The organism is Mesorhizobium sp. LCM 4576 (genome assembly GCF_001854815.1).
Classification (GTDB): domain Bacteria; phylum Pseudomonadota; class Alphaproteobacteria; order Rhizobiales; family Rhizobiaceae; genus Mesorhizobium; species Mesorhizobium plurifarium.
Genome location: NZ_MDDT01000009.1, coordinates 47447 through 63235, shown reverse-complemented (window position 1 = coordinate 63235; position 15789 = coordinate 47447). Strand labels below are relative to the sequence as shown.

The following is a 15789-nucleotide window of genomic DNA, read 5'->3' as shown; positions in this document are numbered from 1 at the left end:
GGGGAGGAGGCCATGCTTGCATATGCAGTGAAGCGCATCGGTCTCGGTCTCCTGATCCTCGTCCTTGTCATGGTCGCCATGTATGCGGCCGTCTTCCTGGTTCCGGGCGATCCCGCGACCGTGGCGCTCGGTCCGCGCGCCACGCCGGAGCTGAAGCGGCTGCTGATCGAGCGCATGGGGCTCGATCAGCCGGTCTGGTGGCAGATCGTCGAGTTCTTCCGCAACGCGCTGACCGGCAATCTCGGCTATGATGTCTGGTCGAACCGGCCCGTTTCCACACTGGTCATGGAGGCGTTGCCGAACACGCTTATCCTGGGGCTGACGGCGCTGGCCGTGGCGCTCCTGATCGGCGTCCCGCTCGGCTGCCTGTCGGTGATGCGGCGCGGCACGACCGCCGATGCCGCCATCGGCGTGCTCTCGGTCGGTGTCATCGCCGTGCCGTCCTTCGTCGTCGCCATCTACTCGCTGCTGCTGTTTGYCGTCACGCTGCGCTGGCTGCCGGCCATCGGGGCGGGCGAGRCCGGCGATCTCTTCAGCCAGGCCAGGGCGCTGGTCATGCCGGCCGCGGCGATCGCCCTCGGCTGGATCGGCTACATAGCCCGCATGGTGCGCGCCTCGATGATGGAGGTGATGGGCGAGCCCCATATCCGCACCGCGCGTTCCTTCGGCCTGYCCGAGTGGAAAATCGTCTCCAAATATGYGCTGCGGATCGCCATCATCCCGACCATCTCGCTGGTCGCGGTCGGCCTCGGCAGCATCCTGTCCAGCGCCGTCTTCGTCGAGGCGGTGTTCGCCAGGCCCGGCATCGGCAAGCTGAWCACCGACGCCGTCAGCACACGCAACTATCCGGTCGTCATGGGCACGGTGCTGATCATGACTGCCATCTACGTCTCCATCACCATCGCCGCCGATCTTCTCATCGCGCGGCTCGATCCGAGGGTTCGTGATGTCTTCCGTGGCTGAGGCCTCTCCATCGACGCCGGATCGACAACGGCTTGTCCTGCTTCGCGCATTGCTTGCCGACCCCTTCACCCGCGTGGCGCTGATCCTGGTCGCCGGATTCCTTGTCACCGCGATCTTCGCGCCCTGGCTGGCGCCCTATTCGCCGGTCAAGATCGACGTGCTGCACAAGCTGCAGGYGCCATCGGCGGAGCACTGGTTCGGCACCGATCATCTCGGCCGCGATCTGTTGTCGCGCGTCATCTACGGCGCGCGCACGGCGCTCACCATCGCCATGGTCTCGGTGGCCATGGCCGGCGCCATCGGGCTGCTGCTCGGCCTCATCGCCGGCTACGGTCCGCGCTGGCTCGACGCCATCCTGGTGCTCGCTTTCGACAGCATGAATTCGCTGCCGATGATCATGTTCGCGCTTGCCATCATCACCGTGCTTGGCGCCGGCACCGGGACGCTGATCATCGTCATCGCCGCTACGTCGTTCCCAAGTTACGCGCGGCTGATCCGGGCCCAGACGCTGGCGCTGAAGAACAGCGACTACATCCTCGCCGAGCGGCTGCTCGACGCGAGTGCGGCACGCATCATCTTCATCCACCTCCTGCCCAATGTCGTCGGTCCGCTGATCATCCTTCTGTCGATGGATATTCCGGTCGTCATCATGGTCGAGGCCGGCTTGAGCTTCCTCGGCCTCGGCGTGCGCCCGCCGACGCCGTCCTGGGGCTCGATCCTCTATGACGGCTACACCAGCATCCGCTCGGCCCCCTTCATGGTGATCTTCGGCGGCCTGCCGCTGGTGCTGGCGACGCTCGGTTTCACCTTCCTTGGCGAGGGCCTGCGCGACTATCTCGACCCGCGCCTGCAGCTGCGGAGGCCGGCATGAGCGGCCCGCTTGCCGCCAGCGGTCTCAGCGTCCGCTACGAGACGCCRCATGGCAGCGTGCACGCCCTTCGCCATGTCGACATCGAAGCGCATCCCGGCGAGGTGATCGGCATYGTCGGCGAGAGCGGCTGCGGCAAGTCCACGCTGGTCACCGCTCTGGYCAACCTCTTGCCGGMCAACGCCCGCATCGACGGGTCGATCCGTTACAAYGGCGTCGATCTGGCGAAGCTCGACGCCCATCGCCAGCGCCTGCTGCGCGGCGACGAGATCGCGCTGGTCGGCCAGGACCCGATGACGGCGTTCAACCCGGTGCTGACCATCGGCGACCAGCTCGTCGACTTCCAGCACCACCGTAAGGATCTCAGCCGCGCGCAGAAACGGGCCCGTATCGCCGCCATGCTCGGTCGCGTCGGCATCGCCGATGCCGAACGGCGCATGCGGAGTTATCCGCACGAGCTTTCCGGCGGCATGCGCCAGCGCGTGGCGATTGCGGCCGCGCTGCTGACCGATCCCGGCCTGCTCATCGCCGACGAGCCGACGACCGCGCTCGACGTCACCATGGAGGCGCAGATCATCCATCTGCTGCGCGAGCTCAGGCGCGACTATAACGGCATCATCATCGTCGTCTCGCATCATCTCGGCGTCATCGCCGAGCTCTGCGACCGAGTCTATGTCATGTATGCCGGCGAGGTGGTCGAGGGCGGCGAGGTCGACGCGATCTTCCACGATCCGCGTCATCCCTACACCCAGGCGCTGCTTGCCTGCGATCCCGCCCGCTTCCATGAGCGGCTGGACAGGCTGCCGACCATTCCAGGTGCATTGCCGAGCCTGACCCAACCACCGGTGGGATGCGTTTACGCCCCGCGCTGCGGCCGGGGCTTCGCGCCATGCAAGACCGTCGCGCCGCCGCTGGTGAAGCTCACCGCTTGCCATGCCRCCCGCTGCCATGCGGTGACGTCATGAGCCCACTGCTTGCCGTCGAGGACCTGTCGGTCAGTTTTGTTCGCAGCAGCTTGCTCGACCGGCTGATCAATCCGTTTCCGCTGCCCGGCTTCAATGTCGTCGATGGCGTCACGCTGTCGCTGATGCCGGCAGAGACGCTTGGGCTGGTCGGCGAATCCGGCTCCGGCAAGACGACGCTGGCCCGCACCATTCTCGGCCTCATCCGGGCTGCGGCCGGTCGTATCGTCTTCGAGGGCAGGGACGTCCAGACGCCCGCCGACTTTCGCGCCATGCGCCGCCGCGCGGCGATGATGTTCCAGGATCCGGTCGCCTCGCTCAGCCCGCGCCTGCGTGTCGGCACTCTGCTCACCGAACCGCAGGTCATCCAGGGGCTGCCGATGCCGGACCGGCGCGCGGCGGCGAAGGCGCTGCTGGCGCTGGTCGGCTTGCCCGCCTCCTTCGTCGACCGCTTTCCGCATGAACTGTCGGGCGGGCAGGCGCGTCGCGTCGGCGTGGCGCGGGCGCTTGCGATGAAACCGCATCTGCTGCTTGYCGACGAGCCGACTGCCGGGCTCGATGTCTCGGTGCAGGGCGATGTGCTCAACCTGATCGGCGAGCTCAAGCGCGAGCTCGGCTTCGCGGCCATGATCGTCACCCACAATCTGGCGATGATCCGCCATGTCAGCGACCGGCTCGCCATCATGTATCTCGGCCGGCTGGTCGAGACGGGACCGACGCAAGAGGTGTTCTCAGCCCCGCTGCATCCCTACACCGCGACATTGATCCGGTCCGAGCCGATCCCAGATCCGCGCCGGCGCAGCCACAAGCCTGCCGTCACCGGCGAAATTCCAAGCGTCTTCCGGCGGCCTTCCGGCTGCGAGTTCCACACGCGCTGCCCGCTCGTGCAATCCCGCTGCAAGACCGAGGCGCCGGTCTACCGGCCGACGGGCGCCGGCCGCATGGTGCGCTGCCATTTCCCGCTGCAGACCGGCGGGCAAGAACGGGAAGCCGTCTCACGCGCTTCCGCAAACCAAAGGGGAAACTGAGATGACGAAATGGACCATGGACAGACGTGCATTCCTGAAAGCCGCCGGCGTGCTGGGCGCCGGCCTGGCGATGAAACCGGGCTTTGCCTGGTCGGCGGCAGGCGACACGCTGCGCATCCGCATGGAAGGCGATCTGCAGACGCTTGACCCCGCCTTCATGATCGGCGGCATCGAAGACGTCATGATGCGCGGCATCTATGTGTCGCTGAACCGCCTCGGCGACCTCAGGCAAGGTTCGCCATGGTCGCTCTGGGGCGCGGAGAAACTCGAGCTGAAGGATCCGAAAACCATCGCCTTCACCCTGATCGATGGGCTGAAATGGTCGAACGGTCTTGGCCCGGTCACCGCCGAAGACGTGAAATTCTCCTACGAGCGCATAGCCGATCCGAAGCTGTCGTCGCCCTGGGCTTATCAGTTCGAAAAGCTGGACCGGGTCGAGGTCGTCGACGCCAGGTCCGGCATCATCCATCTCAAGGATCCGTACCAGCCGATCTTCGTCACCAGCCTGCCTTACTATGGCGGCCACATCATCTGCCGCGCCGGCACAGAGAAGGCCGGCGGCAAATTCACCACTGAGCCGCCTGCGACCTGCGGCCCTTATCTCTTCTCGGACTGRCAGCAAAAGCAGAAGGTGACGCTGACCGCAAATCCGGACTGGCCGGGACCGAAGCCGGATTTCGGCAAGGTCGAGATCTATGTCGTCGCCGACGATCAGGCGGCGCAATTGGCCTACGAGGCCGATGCCTTCGACTACACCAAGATTGCCATTTCGGCGACCAAGGCCGTGAAGGCCAAACCGCCCGCCAACACCAGCCTCATCGAGGCGCAGTCAACCCGCTATGTCTGGCTGACGATCAACATGCTGAGCCCGCGCCTCAAGGATCTGAAGGTGCGGCAAGCCGTGCAGTACGGCGTCGACGTCGGGCAGATCCTGACCGGCGTCTATGACGACCTCACCAAGCGCTCCACCGGYGTCGTCCAGCCCGGCACGAAATTCGCGCGCCCGAGCAATCTGATCGCGGCGCCCGATTATGAGAAGTCCGCCGCGCTGCTCGCCGAGGCAGGCGTCAGCGACTTGTCGTTGACGTTGACGGTGATGAACGACTCCATCCGCACCGCGACCGCGCAGATCATCCAGGCCAGCCTCGAGCAGGCCGGCATCAAGGTCGAGATCCAGCCCTACGACGAAGCCGCCTTCTGGGGCGTCGGCGACAAGACGCAGGGCGACGGCTACAAGAACATTGATCTGGCGCTGATGGATTTCGCGGGCGGCGTCGATCCGTCCGAGAACCTGGTCTGGTTCCGCCCCGACCAGATCGGCGCCTACAACTGGTCCGGCTTCGACAGTCCCGAGTTCGAGACCGGCTACCAGCAGCTGGTTGCCGAAAGCGACGAGGCCAAGCGCATCGCCTTGTCCAACCGCATGGAGGATCTGATGGAGCAGTCCGGTGGATTCGTCTTCATCTGTCACCAGCCGCTGGTCGCCATTCACAAGACCGCGTTCGAACCCGTCATCTATCCGGACGGTCATCCCAACCCTGTGCTGTTCAAGAAGACGGCGTGATCATGGACAGGACGGGCGCAATCGATTAGCTGGGTTGCATGACGCAAGCCCAACCGGAAGCTGCAAAAACGAAGCGTGGCGCGAAGAAGGCGCCGCGCTTCAGCCGCGAGCAGGCCGATGTGCGCCGCTCCATGCTGATCGAGGCGGCGACGCGATGCCTGTCCGTCGGCGGCATCGGCGCCTTCACCATAGATCGCATCTGCAAGGAGGCCGGCGTCTCGCGCGGCCTCATCAACCATCACTTCGAAAGCCTAGATGGGCTGCTGGTCGAGGTCTACAAGTCCTCGCTCTATGCAAGCGTCAACAACCAGATCGACGAGGCCAAGCGCCGCCGCGCCGAGGCGTCCGGCTGGCCTCCCGAGGCCGCGCTGGCCGCCCTGGTGCGGTCCAATTTCGCGCCGGAATATTTCAGCCGCGAGAACCTGCTAATCTGGCTGTCCTTGTGGGGTGAGATCGCCGTCAACCCGCGGCTCAAGGCGGCGCATCGCGAGCTGTACGACGCCTACCGCGCGGAACTTGCCGAGGACATCGCGGCGGTTGCCGTCGAGCGCCGAAGGCAGGTCGATGCTCCCGCGCTGGCGCGCAATTTCATCGCGCTGGTCGACGGGCTCTGGCTCGAATGGTGTCTCGACGAAAGCGTGGTGACGCCGCAGGCGGCCGAGGCCGCCGGCTTCGAGATGCTCGAGGCGCAGGTCGGGCCTTTGCGGAACGCCTGACTCAGTTCAGCGGCGATCCGCCCTCTCGCTTGCGGCGCTCCATATAGTCGCGCAGGGCCTCGTCGATGCCGGGGTCGATCGGCGGCCGCTCATATTCGGCGACCATGCGTTTCCAGATCACGTTGGCCCGTTCACGCGCGGTGATCTGGCCGCGTTCCATCCAGGTATCGTAGTTGTCCCAGTTGGACACCAGCGGTGAATAGAAGGCGCGCTCGTAGCGCTGCATGGTATGCGCGGCGCCGAAGAAATGCCCGGCCGGGCCGACCTCGCGCACCGCGTCCAGCGCCAGCGTGTCGATGTCGACCACCGGCGGATCGAAATAGGCCGACATCATCTGCAGCATCTCGGCATCGATCACCAGCTTCTCGAACGATGCGGTCAGCCCGCCGCCGAGCCAGCCTGCCGCGTGCAGCACAAGATTGGCGCCGCCCATCAGGCAGCCCCACAGGGACATCGCGCTCTCATAGGCGGCCTGCGCGTCGACCGCGTTGGCGGCGGTGACGTTGCTGGAGCGGAACGGYACGCCGATCAGCCGGCAAAGCTGTCCCGTGATCYGCGCGGCCTGGGTGTATTCCGGCGTGCCGAAGGCCGGCGCCCCGGTCTTCATGTCGACATTTGAGGTGAAGCCGCCATACATCACCGGCACCCCGGGGCGCACGATCTGCGTCAGCACGATGCCGGCCAGCGCCTCGGCATGCTGCTGCGACAGCGCGCCGGCAAGCGTCACCGGGCTCATCGCCCCGGCCAGCGTGAACGGCGTGATGACGTTGACCTGGCCGTGCTCGGCCAGCGCGATGAGCCCCTCGGCCATCGGCTCGTCGAGCTGCAGCGGTGAATTGGTGTTGATGATGCCGGTGAACACCGGCATCTCCCGCGCCAGGTTTTCRCGCATCGTGCCGAGCGAGATCGCCACCATTTCCAGCGCGTCGATGGCGCGGCCGTGACCAAGCGCCTGCGGCTGCCAGTTCTTGTCGAGCAGGGTGATCTCGGCATAGTAGAGGTMGAGATGGCGGGTGTTCTGATGCAGGTCGAGCGGTTCGAACGGTCCGCCGCCTTCCTGGTGCAGCACGTTGAACGACTGGATGAGCTTCAGGTAGTCGCACATCTCGGCATAGGTGCCGGGGCGGCGGCCGCGGTCATTGTCCATGACATAGGCCGGCCCGCCGACCGACGACAGGATGCAATGCCGCCCGCCGACCTTGACGTTCTTCTGAGGGTTACGGGCGCGCAGCTCGAATGACGACGGCGCCATGGCGACGCGCTCCATCACCATGGCGCGGTCGAAGCGCACCCGCATCTCGCCTTCGTCGACGGTGCAGCCGGCGGCACGATAGAGCTGGCGCGCCCGTGGCTGCAGCACGCGCATGCCGATCTCCTCGAGGATGGTGAGGCCCATTTCGTGGATCGCCTGCACCTGGTCGGCCGACAGGACCTCGATCGGCGCGTAGGGCCGCGTCAGCCGCTTCCAGGGCCGCTGCGCGATGCCGCCGACCTCGCGCTGCGGACGACCGGGCCTGCGACGTGCGGCGATACGCTCCATGGCTCTCTGGACCTCCTTGTTTGACGCAATTCCGAACGGAACCCGTTCACACCTTTCCTGGAATTGCTCTATTCGGCTGCCGTCCGCATCTCGAAATCCGCCGCCGCATCGACGACCGGCGTGTCGCGGCGGTAAGGCCGCCAGCGAAGCTCCGCGCCGATTTCGCGCGCCAGCTTGTGGCCGCTATGCACCGCATGGGCAATGGCGCCGGGCGCCAGCGTGTCGCCGATGCGATCGACGCCCCGAATGCCCGCCGCGGCGAGCATGTCCGCCTTTTCTGTCAGCGCTTCGAACAACTCGTTTCGCGGCAACCGCAATCCGACGACCAGCACCGAGCGGCAGGCCATGCGGGTTTCCTCGCCGGTGAACAGATGCGCCAGCGTCGCGGTCTCGCCGTCGAAGGATTTCAGCAGATGCAGCGTTCTCACCGGCACGTTGCGGCGCGCCAGCGCCCGATGCACCAGCGGCAGCTCGTTGGTCATGATCGTCCATGCCGACGCATGGCCGGCCGGTGTCGCATAGCTGATCGGGATGCCTTGGGCGGCCAGGTRCTCGGTGAGGACGCCGCCCATGTAGTAGTTGTCGAAATCGAAGACCAGCGCCGGCCCTTGAGGGAGCTTGCCGGCGGCGATGTCGTCGGGTGTGAGCACATCCGCATGGTTGAGCCGGCCGACGGGGATCTCCAGCGAGGAATAGAGCATGTTCGTCCAGCGCGCGCCGGTCGCCAGCACCACGCGCTCCGGCGCCAGGTCGATGATCTCGTCGGCGCCGAGCGTGCTTTCAGGATAGAGCGAGACATTGCTCATCTCGCCGATGCGGCCGAGGCGGTACTCGACGACACGATTCCAGGCCGACAACCCTGGCAGTGTCTTCTCGAAGGTCAGCCGCCCGCCGAAGCCGCGGCTGGCGTCGGCCAGCATCACCTCATGGCCGCGACGGCCGAGGGTCATGGCGCATTCGAGCCCGGCCGGTCCGCCGCCGACAATGAGGATGCGTTCGGGCCTGTCGGCGCGCCCGGCGCGCTCGGGGTGCCAGCCGCGCCGCCATTCCTCGCCGGCGGTCGGGTTTTGGGTGCAACGCACCGGCACGCCGTCATGCCAGCTCGAAATGCAGATGTTGCAGCCGATGCATTCGCGGATCTCGGTCTCGCGGCCCTCGCGGATTTTGGCCGGCAGGAAGGGATCGGCGATCGACGGCCGCGCGCCGCCGACGAGGTCGAGCACGCCGCGCCGGATCTGCGACACCATCGTGTCCGGCGAGGTGAAGCGCCCGACGCCGACGACCGGCTTCTTCGTCAGCGACTTGACGAAATCGATCACCGGCTCGTGGCTGCCTTCGCCGGTGAAGCGCGACGCCGAGCAATCCGTGGGGCTTGAGTCCATCTTGACGTCGAACAGGTCGGGCAGGTCGGCCAGCAGTTCGATCAACTCATGGGCTTCCGAGGGCTGGTTGCGCCCGGGTCGGCCGCGCAGTTCCTCGAGGCTGACACGGAGCGCGACTCCGCAATCCTTGCCCACCGCATCCTTCGTCACCTCGATCATCTCGCGCACGAAGCGGACACGATTCCCGATCGAGCCGCCATATTCGTCGGCGCGATGATTGTATTCCGGCAGCAGGAACTCGTAGCCGAGATAGCCCATCCCGGCATAGACGTAGACGATATCGAAGCCGGCCGTGCGCGCCTTGCGCGCCGCTTCGGCCTGGCATCTCAGCACCTCGCGGATATCGGCTTTGTCCATCGTCTTCGGTTTCAGATTGCCCATGAAGCCGACATGCGTGGCCATCCACGGAATACCGGATGGCGACAGCGGCGGCAGGCGGCTTGTCCGGTTCATCACCGAAGCGCCGCCATGCCACAGCTCGACGCCGGCAAGAGATCCATGGCGGTGCACGGCTTCCGTCATCAGCGCGTGAGCGCGGATGTCGTTCTCGTCCCACAGCGTCGCGAAAGGCAGCGGCGCATCGTCCGAAGTCGGATCGATCGAGCAAGCCCCCGTGCAGATCACGCCCCATCCGCCTTCGGCCTTGGCTTCGCGGAACGCCGCGCGAACGCGCGGCAGCGCATTGGTCATCCCGCTGGCATGCGGCACCTGATAGAAGCGGTTCGGCGCGGTGACGGGCCCCATTCTTACCGGCTCGAACAGGATTTCGTAGCGAGGATTGCACGGCATCGCGGCGTCTCGAATGCACTGTTGAACGATCGTTCAACAACGTAATCGAGATCGTTCTGGAACGCAATGGTCAACGCGAGCCCGGTGCTACGAGCTCGCACTGCGGGCTTTCGACAACGAAAATCGGCCGGCCGTACTGGACCCGGCTAGAGCAATTCCAGGAAAAGTGTGAGCGGTTTTTCCGTCCGGAATTGCGTAAAAACAAAGGGATAGAGCGGTTCGCCGTTTCCTTGAAACGGTGAAATGCTCTAGCTCGCCGGCCGGAACGGCTTTGCCAGCGACGCGGGGAAGTGCAGGGCAAGCATCTGGCGGTTGCGCGAGATCAGCACCAGCACCACGATTGTCGCCAGATAGGGCAGGGCCGACAGCAGCTCGGAGGGAACCTGAAGGCCCAGCGCCTGTCCCTGCAATTGCAGAATCGTCATGCCGCCGAACAGCCAGGCGCCGAGCAGGACGCGCAGCGGCCGCCATGTGGCGAACACCACCAGCGCCAGCGCGATCCAACCTTTGCCCGCGGTCATGTTCTCGACCCAGAGCGGCGTGTAGGCGACCGACAGATAGGCGCCGGCGAGGCCGGCCATCAGGCCGCCGAAGAGCACCGCCATGTAGCGGATCCGGATCACAGGATAGCCGATGGCATGCGAGGTCTGCGGCGATTCCCCGATCGTGCGCAGGATGAGGCCCGCCTTGGTGCGATAAAGGAACCAGCTGATCGCTACGAACATCAAGAGCGCCAGATAGACCAGCGGATCGAAGCGGAAGATGAGCGGGCCGAGCACCGGCAGGTCGGAGAGGACCGGAATGCGGACGCGGTGCAGCGCTTCGATCGGCTCGCTGCCGAAGCCGCGCCCCAGGAAGGCGGAGACGCCTGAACCGAAGATCGCCAGCGCCAGGCCGGCGGCATACTGGTTGGTGAGGAAGGTGAGCGCCAGCACGCCGAACAGTAACGAGGCGGCGGCGCCGGCCAACGCTCCGGCGAGGATCGCGACCGGCATCGAGTAGCCGGCGGTGACCGCCCAGAAGGCAAGGGCGGCGCCCATCAGCATCATGCCTTCGATGCCGAGATTGAGCACGCCGGATTTCTCGACCACCAGCTCGCCGAGCGCCGCGAAGATCAGCGGCGTGGCGGCGATGATGGTGCCGGTGAAGATGGCGATGAACAGTTCCATCGATTGTCTCCCACTACCGTGCCGTCTCGAGCGCATGCGCGTCCTTGGCCGGCCGCACCAGGCGAATGCGATAAAAGATGAAGAAGTCGGCGGCGAGCAGGAAGAACAGCAGGATGCCCTGGAAGATGCGCGTCAGCGCCGAGGGCAGCGCGAGCGTCATCTGYACGCCCTCGCCGCCGAGGAAAAGCAGCGACATCAGCAGCCCGCCAAGCACGATGCCGAAGGCGTTCAGCCGTCCGATGAAGGCGACGATGATGGCGGCAAATCCGTAGCYGGGAGAAATCTGCGGCGAGAGCTGGCCGAGCGGTCCGGCCGCTTCCGCCATGCCGGCGATCCCCGCAGCGCCCCCGCCGGCCAGCAGCCCGATCCAGACGGCGGCCGAGTCGCGAAAACCGGCATAGCGGGCGGCGAGCGGTGCGGCGCCGCTCACCGACATCTTGTAGCCGAGGAAACTGCGGTCCGTGAACAGCCACATCAAAAGCACGGCGACCACGGTGATGAAGATCGAGGAATTCAGCCGGTAGGCGGGGTCGAAGGATTGGAACATCGCCGCCGCCGGCAGCAACGCCGTCTGCGGATAGTTGAAGCCGGCCGGATCGCGCCACGGTCCATGCACGAGATAGGACAGGAACAGCGTCGCGATATAGGTCATCATCAGCGTGACCAGAATCTCGTTCGTGTTCATGCGCGAGCGCAGGAAGGCGGGGATCGCCGCCCAGGCCATGCCGGYGGCCATCCCGGCCAGGAACATCAGCGGCAGGAGCAGCGCGCTCTCCGGGTTCGGCCAGAACAGGCCGACGCCGCTGGCGGCAATTGCGCCCATGGTGAACTGGCCCTCGGCGCCGATGTTCCAGACATTGGCGCGGAAGCCGATCGCCAGCCCGCAGGCGATGAGGATCAGCGGCGAGGCTTTCAGCAGCCATTCCGACAGGCCGTTCATCGAGCTCAGCGGCTCGATGAAGAAGGCGTAGAGCGTCGGCAACGGATCGTGGCCGAGCGAAGCGAAGAAGAGCGAGCCGACGATCAGCGTCAGCACGCAAGCCAGCACCGGCGCCGCGATACGCATCACGGCCGAAGGCTCCGGCCGTTGTTCAATCCTGAAATGCAACGCTGCTGCCCCCCGTCTGGTCCTTGCCCATCGTCCGGCCGGTCATCAAGAGCCCGATCTCCTCGCGGTCCGTGCTTGTGCGGACCAGCGGCGGCGACACGCGACCCTTGCAGATCACCAGCAGCCGGTCGCAGATCTCGAACAGCTCGTCGAGCTCTTCCGAGACGACGAACACCGCCGTGCCGRCGCGGCTGAGATCGACGATGGTCTGGCGGATGAACGCGCTCGCCCCGACATCGACGCCCCAGGTCGGCTGCGAGACGAGAAGCAGCTTCGGCGCCAGCGCGATCTCGCGCCCGACGATGAATTTCTGCAGATTGCCGCCCGACAGGCTCTGCGCCGTGGCATCCGGGCCGTTGGCCTTGACCTTGAACCGGTCGATGATGCCGGTGGCGAAGGCGGAGGCCCTGCGCCGGTCGACGAGGCCCTTGYGGACCGTGCCGAAGCGATGGGCCGTCAGCACCGCGTTTTCCCACAGCGTGTGCGACGGCACCGCGCCTCGCCCGAGCCGCTCTTCCGGAACGAAGGCGAGGCCGAGCCTGCGGCGCTCGTCGGGCCGCAAGGCGGCTGCCGCCGTTCCATTGATTTTGATCGCGTCGCCTTGTGYGTGCCGGCGCTCGCCGCTGAGCAGGGCGATGARCTCGGCCTGGCCATTGCCGGAGACGCCTGCAAGGCCGACGATCTCGCCGCCATGGACGTTGAAGGAGACATCCTCCAGGTCGACGCCGAAATGGTCCCTTGCCTTGGCCGAAAGATTTCTGACTTCGAGCACAGGCTTCTCGCTCGGCGCTGCCGGGCTGACATGCATTTCCGGCAGCCTGGAGCCCACCATCATGCGGGCGAGCTCGAGCGAGGTGGTTTCCTTCGGCCGCGCCGTGCCGGTGACCTTGCCGTTGCGCAGCACCGTGGCGGTGTCGCAGAGCTCCTRCACCTCGCCGAGCTTGTGGCTGATATAGACGATCGAGCAGCCTTCGGCGGCCAGCTGGCGAAGGGTGTCGAACAGCTTGACCACGGCCTGCGGCGTCAGCACCGAGGTCGGCTCGTCGAGGATCARGAGCTTTGGCGCCTGCAAGAGGCAGCGCACGATCTCGACGCGCTGGCGCTCGCCGACCGAAAGGTCGTGCACCTGGCGGTGCGGGTCGATCGGCATGCCGTAGCGCAGCGAAAGTTCGCGGATCTTTTCGGCCAGCGAAGGCAAATTGAAGGCGCCGCTTGCCGAAAGCGCGATGTTCTCGACCACCGAAACAGATTCGAACAGCGCGAAATGCTGGTAGACCATCTCGATGCCGAGCGCGCGCGACATTGCCGGATTGTGCGCGGCGATCAGATTGCCGTCGCAAAAGATTTCGCCGGAATCGGCCTGCGCCGCGCCGTAGATGATCTTCATCAGGGTCGACTTGCCGGCGCCGTTCTCGCCAAGGACGGCATGGATCTCGCCGGGCTGGATCGTCAGCGAGACGTCGTCATTGGCGACGACGCCTGGATAGCGCTTGGAGATGTTGCGCAATTCTAGTCGCGGATGCATGGCGGGTCCTGCCGGGCGTGATGCGGGGTTGGACGGGAACCGGCGGGGAGACGCCGAAGATGGCCTCGGCGTTTCCCCGCTTCTTCGCGGTTGATCAGCTCAGCTTGCCGATCATTCCCTTGACGAACCAGTTCATGCCGCGAATGCCGTCGTCGGGAAGCACCGATCCGGCCGCGACCTTGACATTGCCGTCCTGGTCCTTCAGCTCGCCGGCATAGGGATGCACCTTGCCGCTGCCGATATCGGCCTCGAGCTGCTTCAGCTTGGCCTTGGCGTCGGCCGGGATGCCGTCATTGTAGGGCGCCATCTTGACCACGCCCGCGGCCAGTCCGTCCCAGCGCACTTCCGGCTTCCAGGTTCCGGCCGCGACGGCCTTGGCGGCGCCGACATAGTCGCTGGTCCAGTCGAGCACGAAGGAGGTCAGCTGCTTGCCTGAGGCGAATTTCGACATGTCGCTGGCGTAGCCGATCGACCAGGCGCCGCCTTCGCCGGCGACCTGCACGCCGGTCGCCGTATCCGTCATCGAGCAGATCACGTCGCAGCCTTGCGAAAGCAGCGTCTTGGCGGCTTCCTTCTCCTTGCCCGGATCGAACCAGGAATTGAGGAAGATGGCGTTGCAGGTGGCGTTCGAATTGACGCTCTGCGCGCCGAGCAGCAGCGCGTTGGCAGGGCCGACGATGTCGGGGATCGGGAAGCCGCCGATGAAGCCGATCTTGCCCGACTTCGACATATGGCCGCCGGCCGCGCCGGCGACGAAAGTGCCTTCATAGTACTTCGCTTCGAAGGTGCCGAGATTGGCGAGATGGACGATGCCCGAGCAATGCTCGAACGCGATCTTGGGGAAGCGCGGCGCCACCTTCTGCATCGGCGTGCCGTGCGAGAAGCTGGTGCCGAAGATCAACTGATTGCCGGCGCTGGCGAGCTCGCGGAAAACRCGCTCGGCATCCTGCGGCATGAAGATGTTGTCGATGACGGTAAGCTTTGCCTTGTCGCCGAACGCGGATTTGATCGCCTCGACGCCGAGGCTGTGCTGCTTGGTCCAGCCGATCTCGGCGATCGGCGAGACATAGACGACGCCGACCTTGAGCACGTCGTCGGCCCTGGCGATGGTGCTCAGTCCTCCGGTGCCCAGTGCCGCGCCGAGCGCGCCGCTGTATTTCAGGAATCCGCGTCTTGTCAGGTCGTTCATGCTGGTAGCCCTCTGTTGGTTTTTTTGGCCGATGCCCGGCTTTTCGGTGCCGGATCTTGCTTGGGGAGATGGACATGCACATGCGCCGTGCCATCGCCATTCCCGGATGATTTTGCCGGTTTTCGCGGCGCGATCGGCGCCGCGCCGTCGGCCTTGCCGTCGAGATAGGGCGCCAGCGCCTCGGCCGGCGTCATTTCGGCGTAGACTTCGCGATCCATGATGTAGCCGCGCACCACCGCGCGGTGATGCGTGTCGATGAGGTCCATGGCCTGTTTCAGCCGGCCCTTTTCGAGAAGGTCGACGACGCGCGAATGGTCGTCGAGCAGATTGCAATAGTCGAAATCGGCGGTGATCAGCGAGCGCAGCAGCGTGGTGCGGCGCACGAGCTGCGCATGGATTTCCTGCATCACCTTGTTGCGGCTCAAGCGCACGAAGACGGTGTGGAACTCCTGGCCGAGCACGTCGGCCAGCGCGTCGTTGCCTGAGGCGACGGCCTGGCGCTGGCGTTCGACATGCTGGCGCAGCTCCGCCCATCCGGCGGGGCCGAGGCGATCGCTGAGCTGCGCGGCGACGCCCTGTTCGACAAGCGTCAGCGCGTCGTAGATCTCCATCGCCTCCTGCATGCTCGGCTTGGCGACGAAGGCGCCGCGATTGCGCTCGATCTGCGCCAGCCCGTCATCGGCGAGCCGTATCAGCGCCTGGCGCACGACGATGCGGCTGACGTCGAAAATCTCGGAAAGCTCGCGCTCGCCGAGCTTGCAGCCGGGCACCAGCCGATGGTCGATGATCGCGCGCGTCAGGWTATCCGCTATCGTCTGGGAACGGCTGCTCAAGGCGCGGTTCTCCGCGGATTTGAGGGCATGATCAGCAGGCTTTCCGTAGCGAAGACATGCGCCGTCAGGACACGGCATATCCCAGATTCAGAACTTCATACACGGGAAGTCAATCATTGAAACCTGTCAACACAAAAATGAGTTTTGGCTGAC

Annotated in this window: 13 protein-coding genes; 6 read left to right on the top strand and 7 right to left on the bottom strand. The window is 65.6% G+C overall.

What is annotated here, in order from left to right; translation table 11 throughout:
* Nucleotides 1-12 precede the first annotated feature (12 nt).
* Genes LCM4576_RS04175 through LCM4576_RS04150 form a run of 6 tightly spaced genes read left to right on the top strand, consistent with a single transcriptional unit; the run spans nucleotide 13 to nucleotide 6101 of the window.
* The gene (locus LCM4576_RS04175) at nucleotides 13-963 is read left to right on the top strand and encodes an ABC transporter permease (RefSeq protein WP_071030672.1); all 951 of its coding nucleotides are present in this window, start codon (nucleotides 13-15) and stop codon (nucleotides 961-963) included.
* Nucleotides 947-1834, top strand: coding sequence for an ABC transporter permease (locus LCM4576_RS04170; RefSeq protein WP_071030671.1), 888 nt, complete (start codon nucleotides 947-949; stop codon nucleotides 1832-1834). Before LCM4576_RS04175 ends, LCM4576_RS04170 begins: the two co-directional genes overlap by 17 nt.
* Nucleotides 1831-2796: an ABC transporter ATP-binding protein gene (locus LCM4576_RS04165; RefSeq protein ID WP_071030670.1), complete on the top strand. Its 966-nt coding sequence runs from the start codon at nucleotides 1831-1833 to the stop codon at nucleotides 2794-2796. The genes LCM4576_RS04170 and LCM4576_RS04165 overlap by 4 nt, the downstream gene beginning before the upstream one ends.
* Nucleotides 2793-3821, top strand: a complete 1029-nt coding sequence (locus LCM4576_RS04160; RefSeq protein WP_071030669.1) for an ABC transporter ATP-binding protein — start codon at nucleotides 2793-2795, stop codon at nucleotides 3819-3821. The genes LCM4576_RS04165 and LCM4576_RS04160 overlap by 4 nt, the downstream gene beginning before the upstream one ends.
* A 16-nt stretch (nucleotides 3822-3837) precedes the next feature.
* Entirely contained in the window at nucleotides 3838-5385 is a 1548-nt protein-coding gene (locus tag LCM4576_RS04155; protein ID WP_244510626.1) for an ABC transporter substrate-binding protein, read from the top strand.
* Nucleotides 5386-5423: 38 nt separating this feature from the next.
* The gene (locus LCM4576_RS04150) at nucleotides 5424-6101 is read left to right on the top strand and encodes a TetR/AcrR family transcriptional regulator (protein ID WP_071030667.1); all 678 of its coding nucleotides are present in this window, start codon (nucleotides 5424-5426) and stop codon (nucleotides 6099-6101) included.
* 1 nt (nucleotide 6102) lies between these two features.
* Here the strand turns inward: LCM4576_RS04150 and LCM4576_RS04145 are convergent, their stop codons facing one another.
* The 7 genes from LCM4576_RS04145 to LCM4576_RS04115 form a co-directional block, all read right to left on the bottom strand.
* On the bottom strand, nucleotides 6103-7641 hold the full coding sequence (locus LCM4576_RS04145; RefSeq protein WP_071030666.1) for a trimethylamine methyltransferase family protein: 1539 nt from the start codon (nucleotides 7639-7641) through the stop codon (nucleotides 6103-6105).
* A 68-nt stretch (nucleotides 7642-7709) separates the two neighbouring features.
* Entirely contained in the window at nucleotides 7710-9812 is a 2103-nt protein-coding gene (locus LCM4576_RS04140; RefSeq protein WP_071030665.1) for an FAD-dependent oxidoreductase, read from the bottom strand.
* A gap of 248 nt (nucleotides 9813-10060) precedes the next feature.
* The gene (locus LCM4576_RS04135) at nucleotides 10061-10981 is read right to left on the bottom strand and encodes an ABC transporter permease (protein WP_071030664.1); all 921 of its coding nucleotides are present in this window, start codon (nucleotides 10979-10981) and stop codon (nucleotides 10061-10063) included.
* Between the two features lie 13 nt (nucleotides 10982-10994).
* Nucleotides 10995-12089, bottom strand: a complete 1095-nt coding sequence (locus LCM4576_RS04130; RefSeq protein WP_116397877.1) for an ABC transporter permease — start codon at nucleotides 12087-12089, stop codon at nucleotides 10995-10997.
* Nucleotides 12073-13614 (bottom strand): ABC transporter ATP-binding protein, encoded by a 1542-nt coding sequence (locus LCM4576_RS04125; protein WP_071030662.1) that lies wholly within the window; start codon nucleotides 13612-13614, stop codon nucleotides 12073-12075. The genes LCM4576_RS04130 and LCM4576_RS04125 overlap by 17 nt, the downstream gene beginning before the upstream one ends.
* 94 nt (nucleotides 13615-13708) lie before the next feature.
* The gene (locus tag LCM4576_RS04120) at nucleotides 13709-14803 is read right to left on the bottom strand and encodes a BMP family ABC transporter substrate-binding protein (protein WP_071030661.1); all 1095 of its coding nucleotides are present in this window, start codon (nucleotides 14801-14803) and stop codon (nucleotides 13709-13711) included.
* Nucleotides 14800-15636, bottom strand: coding sequence for a GntR family transcriptional regulator (locus LCM4576_RS04115; RefSeq protein ID WP_071030660.1), 837 nt, complete (start codon nucleotides 15634-15636; stop codon nucleotides 14800-14802). Before LCM4576_RS04115 ends, LCM4576_RS04120 begins: the two co-directional genes overlap by 4 nt.
* Between the last annotated feature and the right edge of the window lie 153 nt (nucleotides 15637-15789).